Origin of the sequence: Actinomyces sp. HMSC075C01 (assembly GCF_001812965.1) — a bacterium.
GTDB classification, from domain to species: Bacteria; Actinomycetota; Actinomycetes; order Actinomycetales; family Actinomycetaceae; genus Actinomyces; species Actinomyces acetigenes.
In genome coordinates, this window is record NZ_KV811020.1 from 21,028 (window position 1) to 38,333 (window position 17,306).

Genomic DNA, 17,306 nt, shown 5'->3' on the forward strand with positions numbered 1-17,306 from the left:
AGTGCCTGCGATCCGGCGACCCGAACGGTCGATAGTCCGCGGAATATCAACCTTCTCGGTCTCAACAGCCAGTGCCCCCGGCCGGACTCGAACCGGCAACCTGCGGATTAGAAGGCCGATGCTCTATCCATTGAGCTACGGAGGCGTGCGCGAAGCGCCTCACCAGCCTACGCCATCAACCCGGCGGCCCCGCCCCCGACGAGAGGGGCGCCCCAGCGCTGTTGTCAGCACCAGAAGACGATCTCGAGAAGATCACGCTGCCATGACGAGCGTGCATCGATCCGAACGGCCGATCGGTTCTGCAAAGCCACAACGGTCATGCCTCACGCCACTCAGCGCTCGCGCCGCAATACGACCGTGATCGCACTGCAACGACCCTGTGACCGGTTCGATCGACACCTCGGAGGTCCCCGTACCCGCCCCGACGACGCCACCGGCATGTATCCAACCTCACGCCGGGGAGTCCTCACTCTTAGCGACGACGCCGAAACACCAGTATCGTGGCCGGAAGCCCCCATCCCACCCCTCCGGAAGGACCGCCCCTTGCCCACTCCCGCACTCATCGTGCGCTCCCTCTCTGCCCAGGCATCACTGGAGCCCCACACCTTCACCGCGCCTTTCACCGTGGGACGCTCACCGGACAGCGACGTTCAGATCGTCCACCCCCTGGTCTCCCGCACCCACCTCCAGGTGACCCCCACCCCGACCGGGTGGGCGGTGAGGTGCCAGGGACGTAACGGCATGCTCGTCAACGGGGCCGTGACGCGCGAGGCACTCGTGACTCAAGGCACTCGTATCCAGTTGGGCGACGCCTCCGGGCCTGCGCTGGGGCTCACTCCGGTCGTCTCCGGCAGCGCGCCTCAGACCGGCGCCCCCGTCCAGTCCCAGCCGATGGGCCAGCCCGTGCCATCCGCGCCGAGCGCCCCCTTCATCCCCTCGCAGCCGAGTGCGGCCCCCGCCCCGCAAGCCGCTCCCCTCCTCCAGCGCCCTGCCGGCCAGTCCCCGGCCGCTGCCCTCTCGGCGCAGGCCGCGCCCGTGCCCCAGGCCATGGCATCAGCGTCCTCAGCAGCCACCTACGTGGCACCCCCGGGCCGCCCGGCGCCGCCCTCATCGAGCTCAGCGAGCTCGGGCGCCTTCCCCACCTCGCGGCACACGCTCAAGTCCTTCCGCGTCACCTCCTCGGGCACCATCGGGCGCGCGCCCGACAACACCCTGGTTCTGGATGACCCGCTCATCTCCAAGCACCATGCCCGTATCGACGTCTCCCCCAACGGAATGGTCGTCACCGATCTGGGCTCCACCAACGGCCTGTATGTCGCTGGGCAGCGCGTGTCACAGGTCCAGGTCACCCAGCCCGTGCTTCTGGGACTGGGCTCCACATTCATCGCCCTGAGCCCGGACGGTCTGTGCGAGGTCCAGGTTGCGGGCGGAGCCGGCGGCGAGCTGGTGGGTAAGGACCTGACCTTCCGCGTCAACAACGGCAGCATGACGCTGCTTGACGGCATCTCCTTCTCCCTGCCGGGCAATGAGCTGCTGGCCGTCGTCGGCCCGTCGGGGGCCGGGAAGTCGACGCTGCTCAAGGCCCTCACCGGTGAGCAGAAGGCCCAGGAGGGCCAGGTGCTCTTCAACGGGCTGGACGTGTACGAGCACTACCCGGTCATGCGCAACAAGATCGGCGTGGTCCCCCAGAGCGACGTCATTCACTCAGCCCTCACTGTCCGCAAGACCCTCGAGTACGCCGCTGAGCTGCGCTTCGCCAAGGACGTGTCCAAGGCCGAGCGGCGCCAGCGCATCGCCGAGGTCCTGGAGGATCTCGACCTGACCGCGCATGTGGACAAGCGGGTCAAGAAGCTCTCCGGAGGACAGCGCAAGCGGGTCTCCACCGCGATCGAGCTGCTGACACGCCCCAGCCTCCTGTTCCTCGACGAGCCCACCTCCGGTCTGGACCCCCAGCTGGACCGTGACGTCATGGACCTGCTGGCATCCCTGGCTCACGGGACACGTCCTGGTGACAGCGGCCGCACGGTCGTCGTCGTCACCCACAATGAGAACCACATCGACCGCGCGGACAAGGTCCTCATCCTGGCTGCGGGCGGCAAGCCCGTCTACTACGGCTCCCCCCGCGAGGTGCTCCCCTACTTCCGCCAGAGGCTCAACGAGATTGCTTCCCAGGGCCGCCTGCTGCTCAACACGCCGAAGGGCACTCTGCCCGACCCGCCCGCCGTGGACGGCTACGCCGACGTCTACGCCCTCATCCGCAACCACACCGCGGAGCTGCGTCAGTACATGGAGGCCACGGTGCCCTCGACGCGGCGCGGAGGGGCTCCCGCAGCGGCCGCGGGACCGGCAACGCAGGAGAAGCCGCCCAAGCAGCAGTCCGTGCTCAGGCAGGTCTCGACCCTCGTTCGGCGCCAGCTGCGGATCGTGGCGGCAGACCCGTCCTACCTCGCCTTCATGCTGTTGCTGCCCATCATCATGGGACTGCTGACCAAGGCGATCGAGGGCAGCGACGGCTTCGCGGTCCCCCACTACCCGGAGCCCACTCCCCCGACGCCGGAAAACCCCACTCCCCCGATCATCAAGTACTCCAGCCAGGCCCTGCAGCTGCTGGTCATTCTCATCACCGGGGCGGCGTTCTCCGGGATGTCGGCGACCATCCGCGATCTCATCGGGGAGCGGGACGTCTTCCTGCGGGAGAAGGCCGTCGGTCTGAGATCCGGCGCCTACCTGTTCTCCAAGGCGACCATCCTGGCGCTCATCACCACCATTCAGACCGCACTGATGGTGGGCATCGCCCTGGCCCTCAACAAGGGCCCCACCGACGCCGTCATCTTGGAGGGGTGGCCGGGGCTGGAGCTGGCCTTCTGCTGCTGGGCCGTCGCCTTCGTCTCCGGGCTCCTGGGGCTGGCCGTCTCCGCGATGGTCTCCTCCTCCGAGCAGGTCATGCCGGTCCTGGTGGTCTCCATCATGGCCCAGCTGGTCCTGTCCGGCGGCATCATCCCGATCGCGGGACGGGCGGTCTTCGAGCAGCTCGCCTGGTTCATGCCATCGCGATGGGGTTACGCCATGGCCTCCTCCACGTTGGAGATGCTCACCATCCTGCCCAACCGTGACGACGCGCTGTGGAAGCACGAGACCGCGCAGTGGCTGACGGACTACGGCATGCTCTCAGCCATCGGCCTGGCCTGCATGGTGGTGTGCTACGTCGCCCTGGCCCGCCGCGGGCGTCGCTGATCCCCTTCTCAAGCCCTCCCGACATGAGCGCCGGGGTGCCGACCAGTTCTGTGGTCGGCACCCCGGCGCTCATGTATCGGCCGTGTATCGCAGGTGCTCCTACTTGCTGGTGATGCGGGAGACCACCAGGTCAAAGTTGAAAGAGGAGCCCTGTACGACCAGGAGACGGGCGTCGCTCTGGCCCTTGGCGGGAACAACGGTGCCACCGTAGGCGCCGGGGGTCTTCCAGCCGACCTTGCCCGTATCCGGGGACACGGCGACGACCAGGTTCCCCGGATCACTCCCCAAGATGCTGTACTTCCCGACCTCCATCAGCACCTGTCCGTCACGGAGCAGCCCAATGGATCTGATGTGACAACCATCGGAACGCGAGAACTCGGGCAGCGCGAGCTGCTTGCTGCCGACCTTGGCCGTGCAAGCACTGGCGTCGACGACGACGTTGACCGTGCCGTCGGAACCGATGACCGGGGTGGTCGAGGACGATGCCTTCGCCAAGGAGGAGTAGGCGTCTTTCAGTGACGAGGCATCCAGTGGCGCTGACGCGGCCCACCAGTGCTTCTCCGAGAACTTCCCCGAGACGGTTGATGCCTCGCTGCCGTTGGCCTTGTAGATGGTGGCGCCCGAGGACGTCACTCGGGAGAAGGCCTGCGGCCCGGACTCGATGTTGAATCCACCGGGGAATCGAGTGTCCTCATCGAAGTCCGAGTCCGGCTGCTCGCCGTGCTCCGAGACGAGGACCTCGCCGGTCTTGGCCGACAGCACCTGGAACTGTCGCGACTTGATCTCGTAAGTGAGGATGAAGCCGTTAGCGACCCGGCCTCCCTTGTACTCGCCGGAAATCCGCCACTTCTCCTTGCCGGACGCGTCGTACGCCCTCATGGGGCCTCCGTCGAAACCCTCCCCCTTGTCGGAGACCATGCCAAGCTCCGGCGTCGCGCCGATGTAGAAGGAGTCCTTGGAGAAAGGCACCTTGGAGGTCTTGCCCGCAGCCCCGATCACCGTGGACTCGTCACTGGACTTGGTGCAGAGCATCGAGCCACCGACCCAGGGGCGGGTCTTGTCGCACTCACCGCTCCACACCGGCGTCGTCGCGCTCTTCGTGAGATCCACCAGGCGCGTCTTGCTGTCGTGCCAGAAGGCCATCGTGGTCCCGTCTGCGGACATGACGGGGTCGGAGACATCCGAGTAGCGCAGCTCCTCCCGGACACCATTGCCGGCAGGCAGGTCCGCCGCCCACCTTTTGCCGGTCTCCGCTCCGGAGAAGAAGTACCACCAGGCCGCGCTCGCCCCCACTACTGCCAGGACGGTGACCACGGCAGCCGCAGCCACCCACCGGCGCCGCCACCACCGCCGACGCGCGCCGGTCTGCGGTCCACCCGTCGCAGCCTCCGGGTACTGCGGGCCCTGTTGACTGTAGAAAGCGGGCGCAGAGGGGCTGGAGACACCGGGGCTGGTCGACATCTCAGGAACCGCGAAGCCGGCGGTCCCCACCGTTCCCGGGCTGACAGGAGCCTGTCCGAGGCTGGGGACGTACTGCTGCCCGCCCACCAGGGTCGGCGCATCCGGGGCGAAGGGCATCGTGGCCGAGATCGCCGAGGGACTCGGCAGCGTCGCCGGCGGCGCAGGAGCCGCAGGAGGCAGGGCATCCCAGTCATAGGGAACGAGCGAGGCCGTTGACTGCGGGGGCGAGGCGAGTCGCGGTGCGGCCGGCAGACCGGCCAGAGTGGACTGCATGACGTCCAGATGCTGGGCGACGTCCTCAATGGAAGGACGCGTGCCGGGCTGCTTGGAGATCATCGAGGCGATGAGCTCCCACAGCGGGTCGGGCACTCCTTGGGGCCGGCCCGCGTCACGTCGGGCGTGCTGGCTGAGCAGCTGGGCGGGTTCCCCCACGAACGGCGTCGTCCCGCACACCATCTCGTAGAGCATGATGCCCAGTGAGTAGATGTCGGCGGCAGAGGTCGGGGCCTGCAGCGACAGGATCTCCGGCGCCATGTACAGCGGTGTACCGATGGCCCCCGTGATGTGGGAGGCGGAGAAGGTGTCGCAGATGCGCGCCACCCCGAAGTCCGCCAGTCGGGGCACAACAGTCTCGGGCACCTCCCCTCCCGGCGCGACACCAACGACGACCGTCTCAGCCGGGTCGCCGCCCCGGCTGAGACGGGAACTGAGCAGGACGTTGGCGGGTTTGATGTCCCGGTGGATCACACCGGCCTGATGGACCGAGGACAGTCCCTGAGCGATACGCGTCCCCAGGGACGCCACCTGCGCAGGCGGCAGGCAGCCGTGCACCCTCAGCAGATCTCGCAGGTCACCGCCGTTGACATAGTCCATGACGATCGCGAAGGTGGACCCCTCGATGACGACGTCACGAATGGCGACGACATAGGGGCTGCGCACCCGCAGCAGAGTGGAGCGCTCCTTGATGAAGCGCTCCACGACGTCGGGATTCTCCACCAGATCCGCACGCAGAACCTTGAAGGCCAGGGTCTCACGGGAGTCGGTACGCCGACCGCGCCAGACCTCTCCCTGGGCACCTGCACCGATCCGGGTCTCCATGATGTAGGAGCTTCCGAGGTGACGGGGATCGGGGCTGTGGGACATCAGTGCTCCGTGTTGCTCAAGGGCGGCCAGACTTCATGGAGACCTTATCGCGATCTTCGTACCACCGGACCGCTCCGCCAGGACATGAGCGCCCATCGCGCCTCGAATCTCACCACTCCCATGGGAGGGTCCAGGGGCCTGAAGCTCGCCGAGATGACTACAGTGGCTCCCGTGAGCAAGCAGATGACAACCTCTGACCCGCTGGTGTGGATCGACTGTGAGATGACGGGCCTGGACCTGAGCGCCGACGCGCTCATCGAGGTCGCCGTCGTCGTCACCGACTATGAGCTCAAGCCCCTGGCGGAGGGAATCGATGTGCTCATCAAGCCTCCTGCCGCCGCGTTGGAGCAGATGGATGACTACGTGCGCACCATGCACACCTCCTCGGGCCTCCTGACCGCCCTGGAGGACGGAGTGACCATGGAGACCGCCCGCACCACGGTCCTGGACTATGTGACCTCCCTGGTGCCCGAGCCGCGTACCGCCCAGCTCGCGGGCAACTCCGTGGGCACGGACAAGGCGTTCCTGGCCCGCGACATGCCCGAGCTCATCGAGCACCTCCACTACCGGATCGTGGACGTCTCCTCCCTCAAGGAGCTGGCTAAGCGCTGGTACCCCAGGACCTTCTTCCACGCGCCGAAGAAGGTCGGCGGGCACCGTGCGCTGGCAGACATCCTGGAGTCCATCGACGAGCTGCGCTACTACCGCGAGGTCCTGTTCCCCGACGGGGAGGGCCCGAGCTCCCAGGAGTGCAAGGACGCGGCTGAGCGGATCCTGCGCACACCCACCAGGTGAGCGGGGCGACGGCGCCCTCTGCGCACCTGCCGGACGTGACGTAGTGCACCGAGTCCAGTTTGGTGTGCGGGGAGAGGAGCGGATACAGTACCGATTCGTTGCGGTGATGCCGTACATGGTGGCTGTAGCTCAGTCGGCAGAGCGCCTGGTTGTGGTCCAGGAGGTCGCGGGTTCAAACCCCGTCAGCCACCCCACTGATGGCGGATCATCCCGTCCTCCCCTCTCCCTCCTCGGCAGCAAATGACGCTGCCACCTCGTGGCGCAGGCATGCTGCTGACAGCGAAGGCTCCAGCCTTTCCACTGCGCCCCGATCAACATGCAGCTCCCTGACTGCACCGCCTCGGCCGGCGGAGCAGGTGCTCGGTGCCCTGACAACCCACCTTCGAGAAAGTCCCTCCCATGCAACGCCGCGACTTCCTGCTCGCCCTGGCCGCCGGAACCGCAGGCTGCCTCAGCGCCTGCAACACCGCACAGCAGGCAGCCCATTCCGCCTCACCGGCCTCACCCCCGGCGCAGGGCTCACCCCTGGCCTCACCATCCCCCTCGCCCACGCCCTCACCGATCCCCTCCCTCAGCCCGCTCCACCTTCAGGACGGCCCTCCACCACTGCCCGCCCCCAGTCCGGCGGACTCACCCATCACCGGCCTGCCGGACAACGTCGGCAACGTCGTGGCCATCACCATCGACGACGGCGTCGACTCCTCTGTCGTGGACGCCTACCTGGACTTCGCCAAGGACTCAGGAGTCCGCCTGACCTTCTTCGTCACCGGCAGCTATCCGAGCTGGACCGACAACCGGGACAAGATGAGGCCCCTGGTGGAATCCGGGCAGGTTCAGCTGGCGAACCACACCTGGACGCACCCCGACCTGACGACGCTGTCGGAGGGCGGGATCATCGAGGAGCTCACCCAGTGCGAGAACCTGCTGCGCAACACCTACGGCGTCACGGGCGCCCCCTTCATCCGACCGCCCTACGGCGGCCGCAGCTCCTACACCGACTCGGTCTGCGCCAAGGTCGGCTACACGACCACGACCATGTGGTACGGCTCCTTCGGAGACTCCGGCCTGCTCACGCCGGAGGTCCTTCTCGGGGAGGCGCAGAAGTGGCTGCTCGCGCAGCACATCGTCATCGGTCACGCGAACTTCCCCACCGTCACTCAGGTCTACGGTCAGATCATCGATATCCTGCGTCAGCGCTCCCTGCAGACTGTCACGCTCGACGACGTCTACTTCGGCCCCGGACACAATCGTCACGTCTGAGGGGCGCTCACCGCACAAGAGCCTCCTGGGCGTCCTCCCGACTCTCGCGGCACGGCCGTCCCTGAACGGAGCCGATCTCCGGGGTCCGCGGGAGGTAGGCGATCTCGCAGCGACCTTCGAGCTGCTCGTCGAAGGTGCCGATCCAGTCGTCGCCGATGACGAAGACATCGATGCCGTACTCGTCGACGTCCTGGCTCTTCTGGCTCCAGGTCTGCTCGGGAACGACCATGTCGACATAGCGAATGGCCTCAAGCATCGCCTTGCGCTGCTCATAGGAGAAGTAGGAGCGCTTCCCCTTGGAGGCGCTGAACTCATCGGTCGATAGAGCGACGATGAGATAGTCACCCATAGCCTTGGCCCGGCGCAGCAGCTCGATGTGCCCGTAGTGGAGCAGATCGAAGGAGCCGTAGGTGATGATGCGTTTCATTAGGATTGTCCTCGCGGGTTGGTCCATCGTTTTTGTATGAATCACACAAGAATCGATGGCATTGTCGTTGGTTGCGCGTATGGCGGTTGAACGCGCTCGCCACTAAGTCTAGGCACGAGACACCCCCCAAAATTCCCTTGTTATCCCTCTGAAGCAGGCTTTCAACTATGTCGGCCGTCACCCACTATCACTTAACCCAATGAATGTGCGAAACCGCCGACCCACTCCTCGCACCGGGCCGCTACAAGCTGAGGCCATCATGTGACAGAACCCGGGTATTCCGTGATATCACAACGATTACGAGCGGTTTCGGCGCCGTCACGATAAGCCCCGAACATCACAGTCTGATTGCAGACAAGCCAATCATGACCACTGTCGCTTTTCCAACTCTGCGACACAACTACCGTTATAAGAAAGCTAGTAAAGAAGGCCACCCCCAGGCCTTTCCCGCCCCAGAAGACCGGAGGTCACCAGTGGTCGCAGTAGCTCCTGCCCGCCCCCTTGCCACCCCCTCCCGTACCACCTCAAGCGTCCCCTCCATGGCGGCTTCAGCGCCCGGCCTCCCGTCCGATTTCTCAGCGGTGAGTCGGGACATCGCCTCCTGGGCACTATGGCTCTTCCTGGCGACCCTTATCAGGACGCTCTTATCAACGCATCGAATTCTTTATCCGCGCCTGCTCCTGATAGGGGTCGTGGCCGCCGCGCTCATTCAGATGACCGCCTGGTGTGTGACCTGGCACTACTGGCCGTGGGCCTCCACGCGGGTCATGCCGTTCGTCATCGTGGCGGGGGCCGGGTTCGCACTGGGTTCCTGCTTCCTCGACCTCGCGACGAAGGTTCATCTCCTTCCGTGGACCGCCAGCCTGGCCGGGTCGGCCGTCGCGGTGACGGATCAGTGGCGGCTCCGACTCAGATGGCGGGCTCACGCACGGCGGCCCCTGGAGGCGGCCTCATGACCACCCTGCTCCTGAGCGGGCTCGCCGTGACGGCAGCTGTCAGCGCCTCCTTGACCGCGGCCGTGATCCCGCTTCTGAGGAGAGCCCGCGCCATTGACGTCCCCGGGGACAGATCCCTCCACCGGCTTCCTGTTCCCCGCGGTGGTGGACTCGCCATCGTCCTGTCCGCCTCGCTGGCCACCTGGACGGCCGTCCTCGCTGCGGTGCACCAACGAGGCGCGGTCCACGCGATGACCGGACTCGACGTCGCACTCATGGGGCTGGCGACCGTGCTCGCCTTCGCGCTGCTCGGACTGAGCGAGGACCTGTTCTCAGTGTCCGTCAGGACTCGCTTGGTTCTCCAGCTCGCCCTGGGCGCAGGGCTCGGGCTGGTAGCGCACAGCGCCTTCGAGGTCTCACTGTGGTGGACCCCGGCGATCTGCGTGGGCACAGCCGCACTGGTCAACGCCACGAACTTCATGGACGGCGCCAATGGCCTGGCCTGCAGCCACGCCCTGATGACCTCCCTGTGGTATGTCCAGGTGGCGATCGTCGCCCCGGTTCCCGGGCTGGGACTCGTCATGGTCTCGGTGGCCGGAGCCTGCCTCGGATTCCTGCCATTCAACACGCCTCGCGCCAAGGTGTTCCTGGGTGACTCCGGTTCCTACGCTCTGGGCGGCGCCTGGGCCTTCGCCGTCACGGCCTGCCTCGCCCGGGGTGTGGCCGTGGAGGCGGCGCTCGCCCCCGTCCTCGTGCTTCTGGCGGATACCGGCTACACCCTGTGGATGCGGATGAGAGCAGGTCAGTGCTGGTACGAGTCGCACCGGCTTCATGTCTACCAGCGCCTGGTGTGCGCCGGATGGCCGCACTGGGCATCGGCTCTCCTGGTGACCCTGGCCGCGGCCTCGTGCTCCGCTCTGGCGGCGGGCAGCCTCCTGACCGGCAGCCGGCTCTGGATGTCCCAGGTCGCCATGGCAGCAGTCCTGATCCTCTACCTGCGGATGCCCTCCATCGTCGGAGCGCCCGACCCCTTCCCCACCCTTCGACGGGCGAGGTGAGGACATGCGCATCCTTCTGCTCACACACTACTGGGCTCCGGAGGTCGGTGCTCCTCAACGCCGCTGGAACCGGCTGGCCGAGGCGCTGATCTCACGGGGCCACGAGCTGGCGGTGCTGGCTCCGGCCCCCCACTACCCAGGAGGACATCTCCTGCCAGGCGGCGCGGCCCACGTGGCTGGTTCGATCAGGCGGGACGTCACCGGAGCGATGGTGCATCGCACGATCTTCCGCCCCTACAGCAGCGGCGTGTGCGGACGAGGCGTCGATCAGATGGTCGCGGCGGCCGACTCCGTGCGCCTGGGGGTGGGGCGCTTCCGGGGAGCCAACCGTCCCGACGTCATCCTCGGCTCGGTTCCTGGGCTCCCCACCCTCCCGGCTGCGCTCGCCGTCGGCAGGGTCCTGCACCGTCCGGTCGTGGTGGAGCTGCGCGACGCCTGGCCGGATCTGCTCCTGTCAGCCGCGCAGTGGTCCGAGCCGGCCACCTGCCCATCGGCCATCACGCAGGCCCGCCGAGCCCGTCGGCTTCACGTCGTCGGTCGGGGTGCGCGTTGCCTCCTACCGCCGCTCATCACCCGTTTGGAGCGGGAGGCCACGGCCGTGGTGACGACGACGGACTCCTTCGCCCAGGTCCTGCGCTCCCGCGGGATACGCCGCGTGGTGACGGTGCGCAACACCGGCGCAGCGGTGCAGACAGGCCGCACGGGTGCCGACCGACGCCGCTGGGACGGCACCCTGCACGTGCTGTACCTGGGGACAGTGGGGCGCGCTCAGGGACTGGGCTTCGCGGTGAGGGCCGCGCACATCGCTCAGCGCAACGGCACCCCGGTGGTGCTGCGGATCGTCGGCGACGGGGCTCAGCTCCAGGAGGTGGCGGCCCTGGCCCGCAGGCTCGGGGCCCCCGTGGAGATCCTCCCCCCTGTGCCCTGGAGCGAGGTGGCTCAGCACTACGCCTGGGCCGATACGGCGCTGGTGAGCCTGCAGAACTGGCCGGCCATGTGTGTGACGGTCCCGTCCAAGCTCTACGAGATCATGTCCGCCGGAGTGCACGTGTGCGCCTCGGTGGACGGGGAGGCCCGGCGCATTGTGGAGGACGCCGGCTGCGGTGACGTCACCGCCCCGCAGGACCCGCAGGCCCTGGCGTCCCTGTGGGGCGCCCTGGCTGCCGACCGCAGCCGTCTGGACGTGGCGGGTGGACGGCGCTGGCTGGCGGTCCACGCCGACGCCGAGGCCATGACCGACCGCTATGAGTCCCTCCTGAGGCAGGTGGCCGGTGGCTGACCTCCAGATCCTGAGGAACCTGGCACTGCTGAGTACCTCCGCCACCCGGCAGCTGGTCGAGGACCCGGTGCTCCTGGCCCTGCAGGGGGCGCGTCGGCTCTCTGAGCCCTGGCGCGGCCGCAGCGCTCGGGCTCTCGGCATCGGCGCGGGCGAGCATGAGCTGCGCCGGGCGCTGTCGGCGTTCATCGCCGACCGACCGGACTCGGCTAGTGACGCGCTGAGCCGGGCGGTGCCGCGATCTGCCCTCGGCCGCCGGCTCGCCGCCGAGATGGCGATCCACCTCGGTTCCGCCGAGCGCAGGCATCTTGGGGCCGAGGGCCTGAGCCCCGCGGTGCGCGCGCGGGACCTGTGGTCCCGGGGACACCTGAGCGCCGCGCTCAGCACGTTGGAGGCAACGCCCGGCTCCGGGGCGCTGTGGGCCCGTCTGCGTTCCCAGCTCGCCATGATGAGCCAGGGCTTCCACCTGCCCCGCTTGTCCCCCTCACCGGGCTGGACCGCTCCTGACCCCGGTGAGCCGCTGCGAGTCCTTCACCTGCTGACCAGCTCCCTGCCCCACACTCAGTCCGGCTACACCGTGCGTTCGCACGCACTCCTTCAGGCGCAGTGCGACGCCGGCATCGACGTGCGGGCGGTGACCCGCATCGGCTACCCCGTCATCATCGGCAGGCCCGCCGCTCAGGCCACCGACGTCGTCGACGCAGTCACCTACCGGCGGCTTCTGCCCGCACGCACCCAGGCCGCACCGATAGCCCGGCTGGCTCAGATGAGCCGTCTGCTGGCGCGGGAGGTGGAGGCGTTCCGCCCCCACGTGCTGCACACGACCACCAACTACGTCAACGCCCTGGTCACCCAGGCGGTGGCGCGCTCCTACGGCCTGCCCTGGGTCTACGAGATGCGAGGGGTGCTGGAGTGCACCTGGGTGGCCTCCAGGCCGGTGAGTCAGCAGGCCGAGTCACTGGGCTCTGAGCGCTTCGCGCTGCTACGGGCCAAGGAGGCAGAGATGGCCAGGCGGGCCGACGCCGTCGTCGTCCTGTCAAGGGTCCAGGCCGAGGACCTCGCGGTCCGGGGGGTCGAGCCCAGCCGGATCACGGTCGTTCCCAACGCCGTGGACCAGGAGGCCCTTAAGGCCACCAGGTACTCGCCGGCAGATGCCCGCCAACGGCTGGGACTGCCCCGCGACGGCCTGTGGGTGGGCAGCGTCTCCTCCCTGGTGGGCTACGAGGGCTTCGACGTGCTCATGCGGGCCGTGGCACTCTGCCGCGCCCGGGGGGTCGACCTGCGGTGCGCCGTCGTGGGTGACGGGGTCAGCCGTCCCGGGCTGGTGGCCCTGGCTGGAGAGCTGGGGCTGGAGACCTCGGCGTGTGTCCTTCCCGGACGGGTGGAGCGCGCCAAGGCCCTGGACTGGTACCAGGCCCTGGACGTCTTCTGCGTGCCGAGGCTGGATACACCGGTGTGCCGGCTGGTGACACCGCTCAAGCCGATGACGGCGATGGCGCTGGGCCGGCCGGTGGTGGCCTCCGACCTTCCCGCGCTCAACGAGATCACCGCCCTATCAGCAAATCGGTCCTTCCCGGCCGGCGACGTGGAGGCGCTCAGCCACGTGCTGACCCGACTGGCCGCTGGAGAGCTCCTGCCCCCAACACATCAGACGCTGCCCACCTGGAGCGGCAACGCAGTCCGTCAAGCCGAGATCTACAAGGAGCTGGTATGAGTAGGGCGTCCTGGACCCCGTGGCCCGATGGGCAGCCGTTCTGGGGGCAAAGCTCGCAGGTCAGTGTCAGCGTCGTCGAGCTCAGCGAGCTCTACCCGGTGGGACGGCGCCCGCCGCTGGTGGCCTACATCCGCCAGCTCTGGCAGCGCCGGCACTTCATCTGGGCCGACGCCCGGGCCAAGGCCCTGGGCTCTCAACGGGGCACCTTTCTGGGGAACGCCTGGCTCATCGCCAAGCCGATGCTCGACGCGATCGTCTACTTCCTCGTCTTCGGGCTGCTCCTGCAGACGAGCCGCGGCATTGACAACTTCATCGGCTACCTCGTCATCGGCGTCACGTTCTTCCCGCCGCTGCAGCGGGCGGTCACCGGCGGCAGCCAGGTGATCGTCGCCGGGAGGAACCTCATTCGGGGCTTCTCCTTCCCTCGGGCCGCCCTGCCCGCGTCGTACACGATTCGCTGCGCAATCGACCTGGTCCCGCCGATGATCGCGCTCCTCGTTCTCGTGGTGGTCCTTCCCCCTCACACCTGGCCGAGCTGGCACTGGGTCCTCATCGTCCCGGTCCTGGCTCTTCAGGTGCTTCTGAGCCTGGGGCTGACGCTGGCGGCCTCCCGTATCACGACGACGGTCCCGGACATGCGGAACATCTGGCCCTTCCTGACTCAGTTCTGGTTCTACGCCTCAGGTGTCTTCTTCTCCTACGAACGGTTCATCAATCACCCGCTGATGCTGCGGGCCATGGACCTCAACCCCGGATACCTCATCATCACGATGTATCGGGACGCGATCCTGTACCAGCGCGTCCCGCAGATGCGCATGTGGCTCATCCTCGGTGCCTGGTCACTGGGGCTGACCACCGTCTCCTTCGTGTTCTTCTGGGAGAAGGAGGAGGCCTACGGTGTCGAACGCTGAGACCGGACTGAGGAACGAGTCTGCGACCCTTCAGGCCGGCGAGCCGGAGGATACGACGACGCCCTCCCCCATCGTCACGATGACACCCGATGGCGACTCGTCTGCCGCAGTCATGACCGCGGCAGACAGTCACGAGGCCGGCATCGGCACCGCCACCGTCGTCGTCGACGACATTCGGGTGAGCTACCGGGCGCCCTCCACGGACGTCGAGGAGCTGCGCGCCGCCTCCGTGGCGCGGAAGATCGTCCTGGGGCTGACGGGACACAGGCCCAACGTGAGGGTCGAGGCCCTCAAGGGGATCTCCTTCGTGGCGCGCGCCGGGGAGTCGATCGGGATCCTGGGTCGCAACGGCGCTGGGAAGTCCACACTGCTTCGCGTCATGGGCGGCTTGGAGACGCCGACCTCGGGAACGGTGAGCGCCCGTTCCACCCCGGTGCTCCTGGGAGTCAATGCGGCCCTCGTCCCCGAGCTGTCCGGCGAGCGCAATGTGCGCCTGGGATGCCTGGCCATGGGGCTGACTCCCCAGCAGATCGAGGCGATCATTCCGCAGGTCATTGAGCTGGCCGGGATCGGGAAGGCCATTTTCCGCCCGATGAAGACTTATTCCTCGGGAATGTCCTCGCGTCTGCGGTTCGCGATCGCCGCCGCGGCGAACCCGGACATCCTCCTCATCGACGAGGCCCTGTCCACCGGTGACGCCGCGTTCAAGGAGCGCAGCGAGAACAAGATGACCGAGCTGCGGTGCGCCGCCGGGACGGTGTTCATCGTCAACCATGCCGCACAGGTCATCGAGGAGATGTGCACCCGGGCGCTGTGGCTCATGGATGGCGAGCTCATCGGTGATGGCCCGGGGCCCCAGATCGCCCACGACTACCGCTGGTGGTCCTGGAACATCGCCAAGAACAAGCCGGACAAGGCCGCCACGATCCTGGCCGAGTGCCGGGAGAAGTGGAAACCGGCGGAGGTGCGGATCCAACGCTCGGAGAGCCGCACACTGCCCTACCGACACGCTCGAGGAGTATGACCATGCACAGTGAGGAAAGCACGATGACAGCAGGACGAATCACGGTTTACGGCTCTTGCGTGGCCAGGGACGTGGCCAGTGAGATGGAGCAGCGGGGCTGGAGCGTGGAGCGTTACATCGCCCGTCAGTCCCTCATCAGCGCGGGGCGCCCGGCCGACGTGGGGGACCTCGATCTGTCCCTGCTCAGATCGTCCTTCGCCCGCCGGTCCTTCCTGTCCGACATGGTGGGCAACCTGGAGGCGCAGCTGACGGCCGTCGCCTCATACACCGACCTCCTGCTGTGGGACCTGACCGACGAGCGGCTCGGAGTCCTGGAGACCTCCCCCGGGGCCTTCCTGACGCGTTCGACCGAGGCGCTGACGGCCGGCCTCTACGAGGGGCTTCCCGCCAGGTTCCTCGAGCTGGGGACGCCCGAGCACCTGCACCTGTGGCGCCCCGCCCTGCTGCGTTTCCACGCCCTCCTGGAGCGGCTCGACCTGGCGAGGCGGACGATCCTCATCAACGTTCCCTGGGCGACGCGGACCACCTCGGGGATGTCAACCGTCCCGAGCTGGGGGCAGACGGCCATGGAGGCCAACTGGGTCATGACCCGCTACATCGACCTCGTCTACCAGGAGACCGACCTGCGGATCCTGCAGGTGCCCGATGAGCTCGTGGTGGCCGACGACGCGCACCGCTGGGGGGCCGCCCCCTTCCACTACGCCGCCTCCTTGTACTCATGGGTTGCCGACGAGCTGGAGATCGCCCTGGCACCGCGCAGCCTCGCCCCGGCGCTCTGAGCCGCGCCGCGTGCAGCAGGCGGCGTCGGGCCGGTTGGGACCGGCCCGCTTCAGCGACGACGCCGCAGCAGCCTGCGAAGGCGCACCGTCCTGGCCGGGCCAGGCTCAGCCAGCCGTGGCCGGCGGGGCCACAGGGGGATGCGGGGGACGTCTGTGCCGGAGTAGCACTGCGCCGCCTCGACCCCGGTGAGGACCCAGCCGACGTCGGTCCCGGCGTAGCCCAGGGGCTCCGCCTGCCGGCCGGCAGGCTCGGCGGTACACAGCTCGGTGACTTCGCCGTCGCGCACGACCGCCACCTCGGGCCGGTCTTTCCACAGCAGGAGGCGGGCCCGGTCCCGGGCTCCGAGGTTCCCCCAGGGGCTGCGGAGGATCTGCTCGGAGTCGAGGCGCTGCGCCAGCCCGCGCATCTCGGCCGCGTGCTCCTGCCCCAGCCCCGGTGGCTCGGAGGGCATCCGGCCGGCGTCGACGACCCCGAAGTACCAGCCCAGGTCGTACAGGATCGTCTGCTGGGCCCAGGGGGCGCCACCGGCGGCATCGAGAAGGGCATGGTAGCGCGTGCGCATCTGAGCGACGTAGCGGCCCGGCCTCGACCAGGCGGTCTGGACCGCGGAGTCCCCTGAGATCCGCTTGTCATAGTGGTAGACGGCCTCGGGCACGTAGACGATCCGGCCCCAGCGGCTTCGGATGCGTCCCAGGTAGAGCGCGTCCTCGAAGGTGGGTGCCTCGCGGTCCTCGGGGAACCGGGCCGCGAGCGCCCGGTCGGCCCGGATGAGGCACTCGTGGACGGAGAGCTGGATGGCCTGCGGCTGCTGGGCGGCGTCGGCCCGAGCCGTCCCGAGCTGGAAGCGGAAGTCGAGGGGGTGGGGGATCTCAGCGCCGCCCTGGTGGATGAGGGTGCGCCCGGCCAGGAGGACGTCGCCGCGGCGCCTGGCGGCCAGGAGCCGGGTGAGGAAGTCGGGGGCGAGCCAGTCATCGGGATCGGGGAAGCCGATCCACTGCCCTTGGGCCCGTCCCATCCCGAGGTTTCGGGCGCGGCCCTGTCCACCGTTGTCCGTCTCGACGACCTCGACGTCGAGGGCGGTTCGCCTCGCCCAGCTCCGGCAGACCTGCGGTGAGTCGTCGCAGGCCCCATCCAGGACGAGCACGACCTGGAGACGGTCGTGCGGGTGGTCCTGGGCGTCGAGCGAGCTCAGGAAGCGGGGCAGGTAAGGGGCCACCCCGTAGACGGGGACGATGAGGCTGACCAGGGGCGTGCGGCGGCGCATCGGCGGGGTCCCCGGCACCGGGGA

General features: G+C 68.1%; 13 protein-coding genes and 2 tRNA genes. 11 read left to right on the forward strand and 4 right to left on the reverse strand.

Annotation, left to right across the window (positions count from 1 at the left end):
- Window positions 1–72: 72 nt before the first annotated feature.
- Window positions 73–145, reverse strand: a tRNA-Arg gene (locus HMPREF2883_RS09895).
- A 398-nt stretch (window positions 146–543) separates the two neighbouring features.
- Here HMPREF2883_RS09895 and HMPREF2883_RS09900 point away from each other — a divergent pair.
- On the forward strand, window positions 544–3,234 hold the full coding sequence (locus tag HMPREF2883_RS09900; RefSeq protein ID WP_070661724.1) for an ATP-binding cassette domain-containing protein: 2,691 nt from the start codon (window positions 544–546) through the stop codon (window positions 3,232–3,234).
- A gap of 99 nt (window positions 3,235–3,333) precedes the next feature.
- Here the strand turns inward: HMPREF2883_RS09900 and HMPREF2883_RS09905 are convergent, their stop codons facing one another.
- A complete protein-coding gene (locus tag HMPREF2883_RS09905; RefSeq protein WP_070661728.1) occupies window positions 3,334–5,838 on the reverse strand; it encodes a serine/threonine-protein kinase in 2,505 nt (834 codons plus the stop codon).
- A gap of 183 nt (window positions 5,839–6,021) precedes the next feature.
- On the opposite strand from HMPREF2883_RS09905, the gene orn reads away from it, so the two are divergent.
- The 3 genes from orn to HMPREF2883_RS09920 all read left to right on the forward strand — a co-directional run bounded on the left by orn (window position 6,022) and on the right by HMPREF2883_RS09920 (window position 7,893).
- A complete protein-coding gene (gene orn / locus HMPREF2883_RS09910; RefSeq protein WP_070661810.1) occupies window positions 6,022–6,633 on the forward strand; it encodes an oligoribonuclease in 612 nt (203 codons plus the stop codon).
- A gap of 118 nt (window positions 6,634–6,751) precedes the next feature.
- A tRNA-His gene (locus HMPREF2883_RS09915) sits at window positions 6,752–6,827 on the forward strand.
- A gap of 205 nt (window positions 6,828–7,032) precedes the next feature.
- Window positions 7,033–7,893, forward strand: a complete 861-nt coding sequence (locus tag HMPREF2883_RS09920; protein WP_070661730.1) for a polysaccharide deacetylase family protein — start codon at window positions 7,033–7,035, stop codon at window positions 7,891–7,893.
- Window positions 7,894–7,900: 7 nt separating this feature from the next.
- Here HMPREF2883_RS09920 and tagD read toward each other — a convergent pair whose 3' ends face one another.
- Window positions 7,901–8,320 carry a glycerol-3-phosphate cytidylyltransferase gene (gene tagD, locus HMPREF2883_RS09925; protein ID WP_070661734.1) on the reverse strand — a complete coding sequence of 140 codons (420 nt, stop codon included), beginning with the start codon at window positions 8,318–8,320 and terminating at the stop codon, window positions 7,901–7,903.
- Between the two features lie 539 nt (window positions 8,321–8,859).
- Here tagD and HMPREF2883_RS09930 point away from each other — a divergent pair.
- The 7 genes from HMPREF2883_RS09930 to HMPREF2883_RS09960 are packed head-to-tail and all read left to right on the forward strand — an operon-like array spanning window position 8,860 to window position 16,017.
- A complete protein-coding gene (locus HMPREF2883_RS09930) occupies window positions 8,860–9,276 on the forward strand; it encodes a dolichyl-phosphate beta-D-mannosyltransferase (RefSeq protein WP_256277426.1) in 417 nt (138 codons plus the stop codon).
- Complete coding sequence (locus HMPREF2883_RS09935) at window positions 9,273–10,313, forward strand: MraY family glycosyltransferase (protein ID WP_070661740.1); 1,041 nt, start codon at window positions 9,273–9,275, stop codon at window positions 10,311–10,313. Before HMPREF2883_RS09930 ends, HMPREF2883_RS09935 begins: the two co-directional genes overlap by 4 nt.
- Before the next feature lie 4 nt (window positions 10,314–10,317).
- Complete coding sequence (locus HMPREF2883_RS09940) at window positions 10,318–11,592, forward strand: glycosyltransferase family 4 protein (protein WP_070661743.1); 1,275 nt, start codon at window positions 10,318–10,320, stop codon at window positions 11,590–11,592.
- Window positions 11,585–13,303, forward strand: coding sequence for a glycosyltransferase (locus HMPREF2883_RS09945; protein WP_070661745.1), 1,719 nt, complete (start codon window positions 11,585–11,587; stop codon window positions 13,301–13,303). The genes HMPREF2883_RS09940 and HMPREF2883_RS09945 overlap by 8 nt, the downstream gene beginning before the upstream one ends.
- Window positions 13,300–14,214, forward strand: a complete 915-nt coding sequence (locus HMPREF2883_RS09950; RefSeq protein WP_070661748.1) for an ABC transporter permease — start codon at window positions 13,300–13,302, stop codon at window positions 14,212–14,214. The genes HMPREF2883_RS09945 and HMPREF2883_RS09950 overlap by 4 nt, the downstream gene beginning before the upstream one ends.
- On the forward strand, window positions 14,201–15,238 hold the full coding sequence (locus HMPREF2883_RS09955; RefSeq protein WP_070661751.1) for an ABC transporter ATP-binding protein: 1,038 nt from the start codon (window positions 14,201–14,203) through the stop codon (window positions 15,236–15,238). The genes HMPREF2883_RS09950 and HMPREF2883_RS09955 overlap by 14 nt, the downstream gene beginning before the upstream one ends.
- A gap of 2 nt (window positions 15,239–15,240) precedes the next feature.
- On the forward strand, window positions 15,241–16,017 hold the full coding sequence (locus HMPREF2883_RS09960; protein WP_070661754.1) for a DUF6270 domain-containing protein: 777 nt from the start codon (window positions 15,241–15,243) through the stop codon (window positions 16,015–16,017).
- Window positions 16,018–16,067: 50 nt separating this feature from the next.
- Here HMPREF2883_RS09960 and HMPREF2883_RS09965 read toward each other — a convergent pair whose 3' ends face one another.
- Window positions 16,068–17,282, reverse strand: coding sequence for a glycosyltransferase family 2 protein (locus tag HMPREF2883_RS09965; RefSeq protein WP_256277427.1), 1,215 nt, complete (start codon window positions 17,280–17,282; stop codon window positions 16,068–16,070).
- Between the last annotated feature and the right edge of the window lie 24 nt (window positions 17,283–17,306).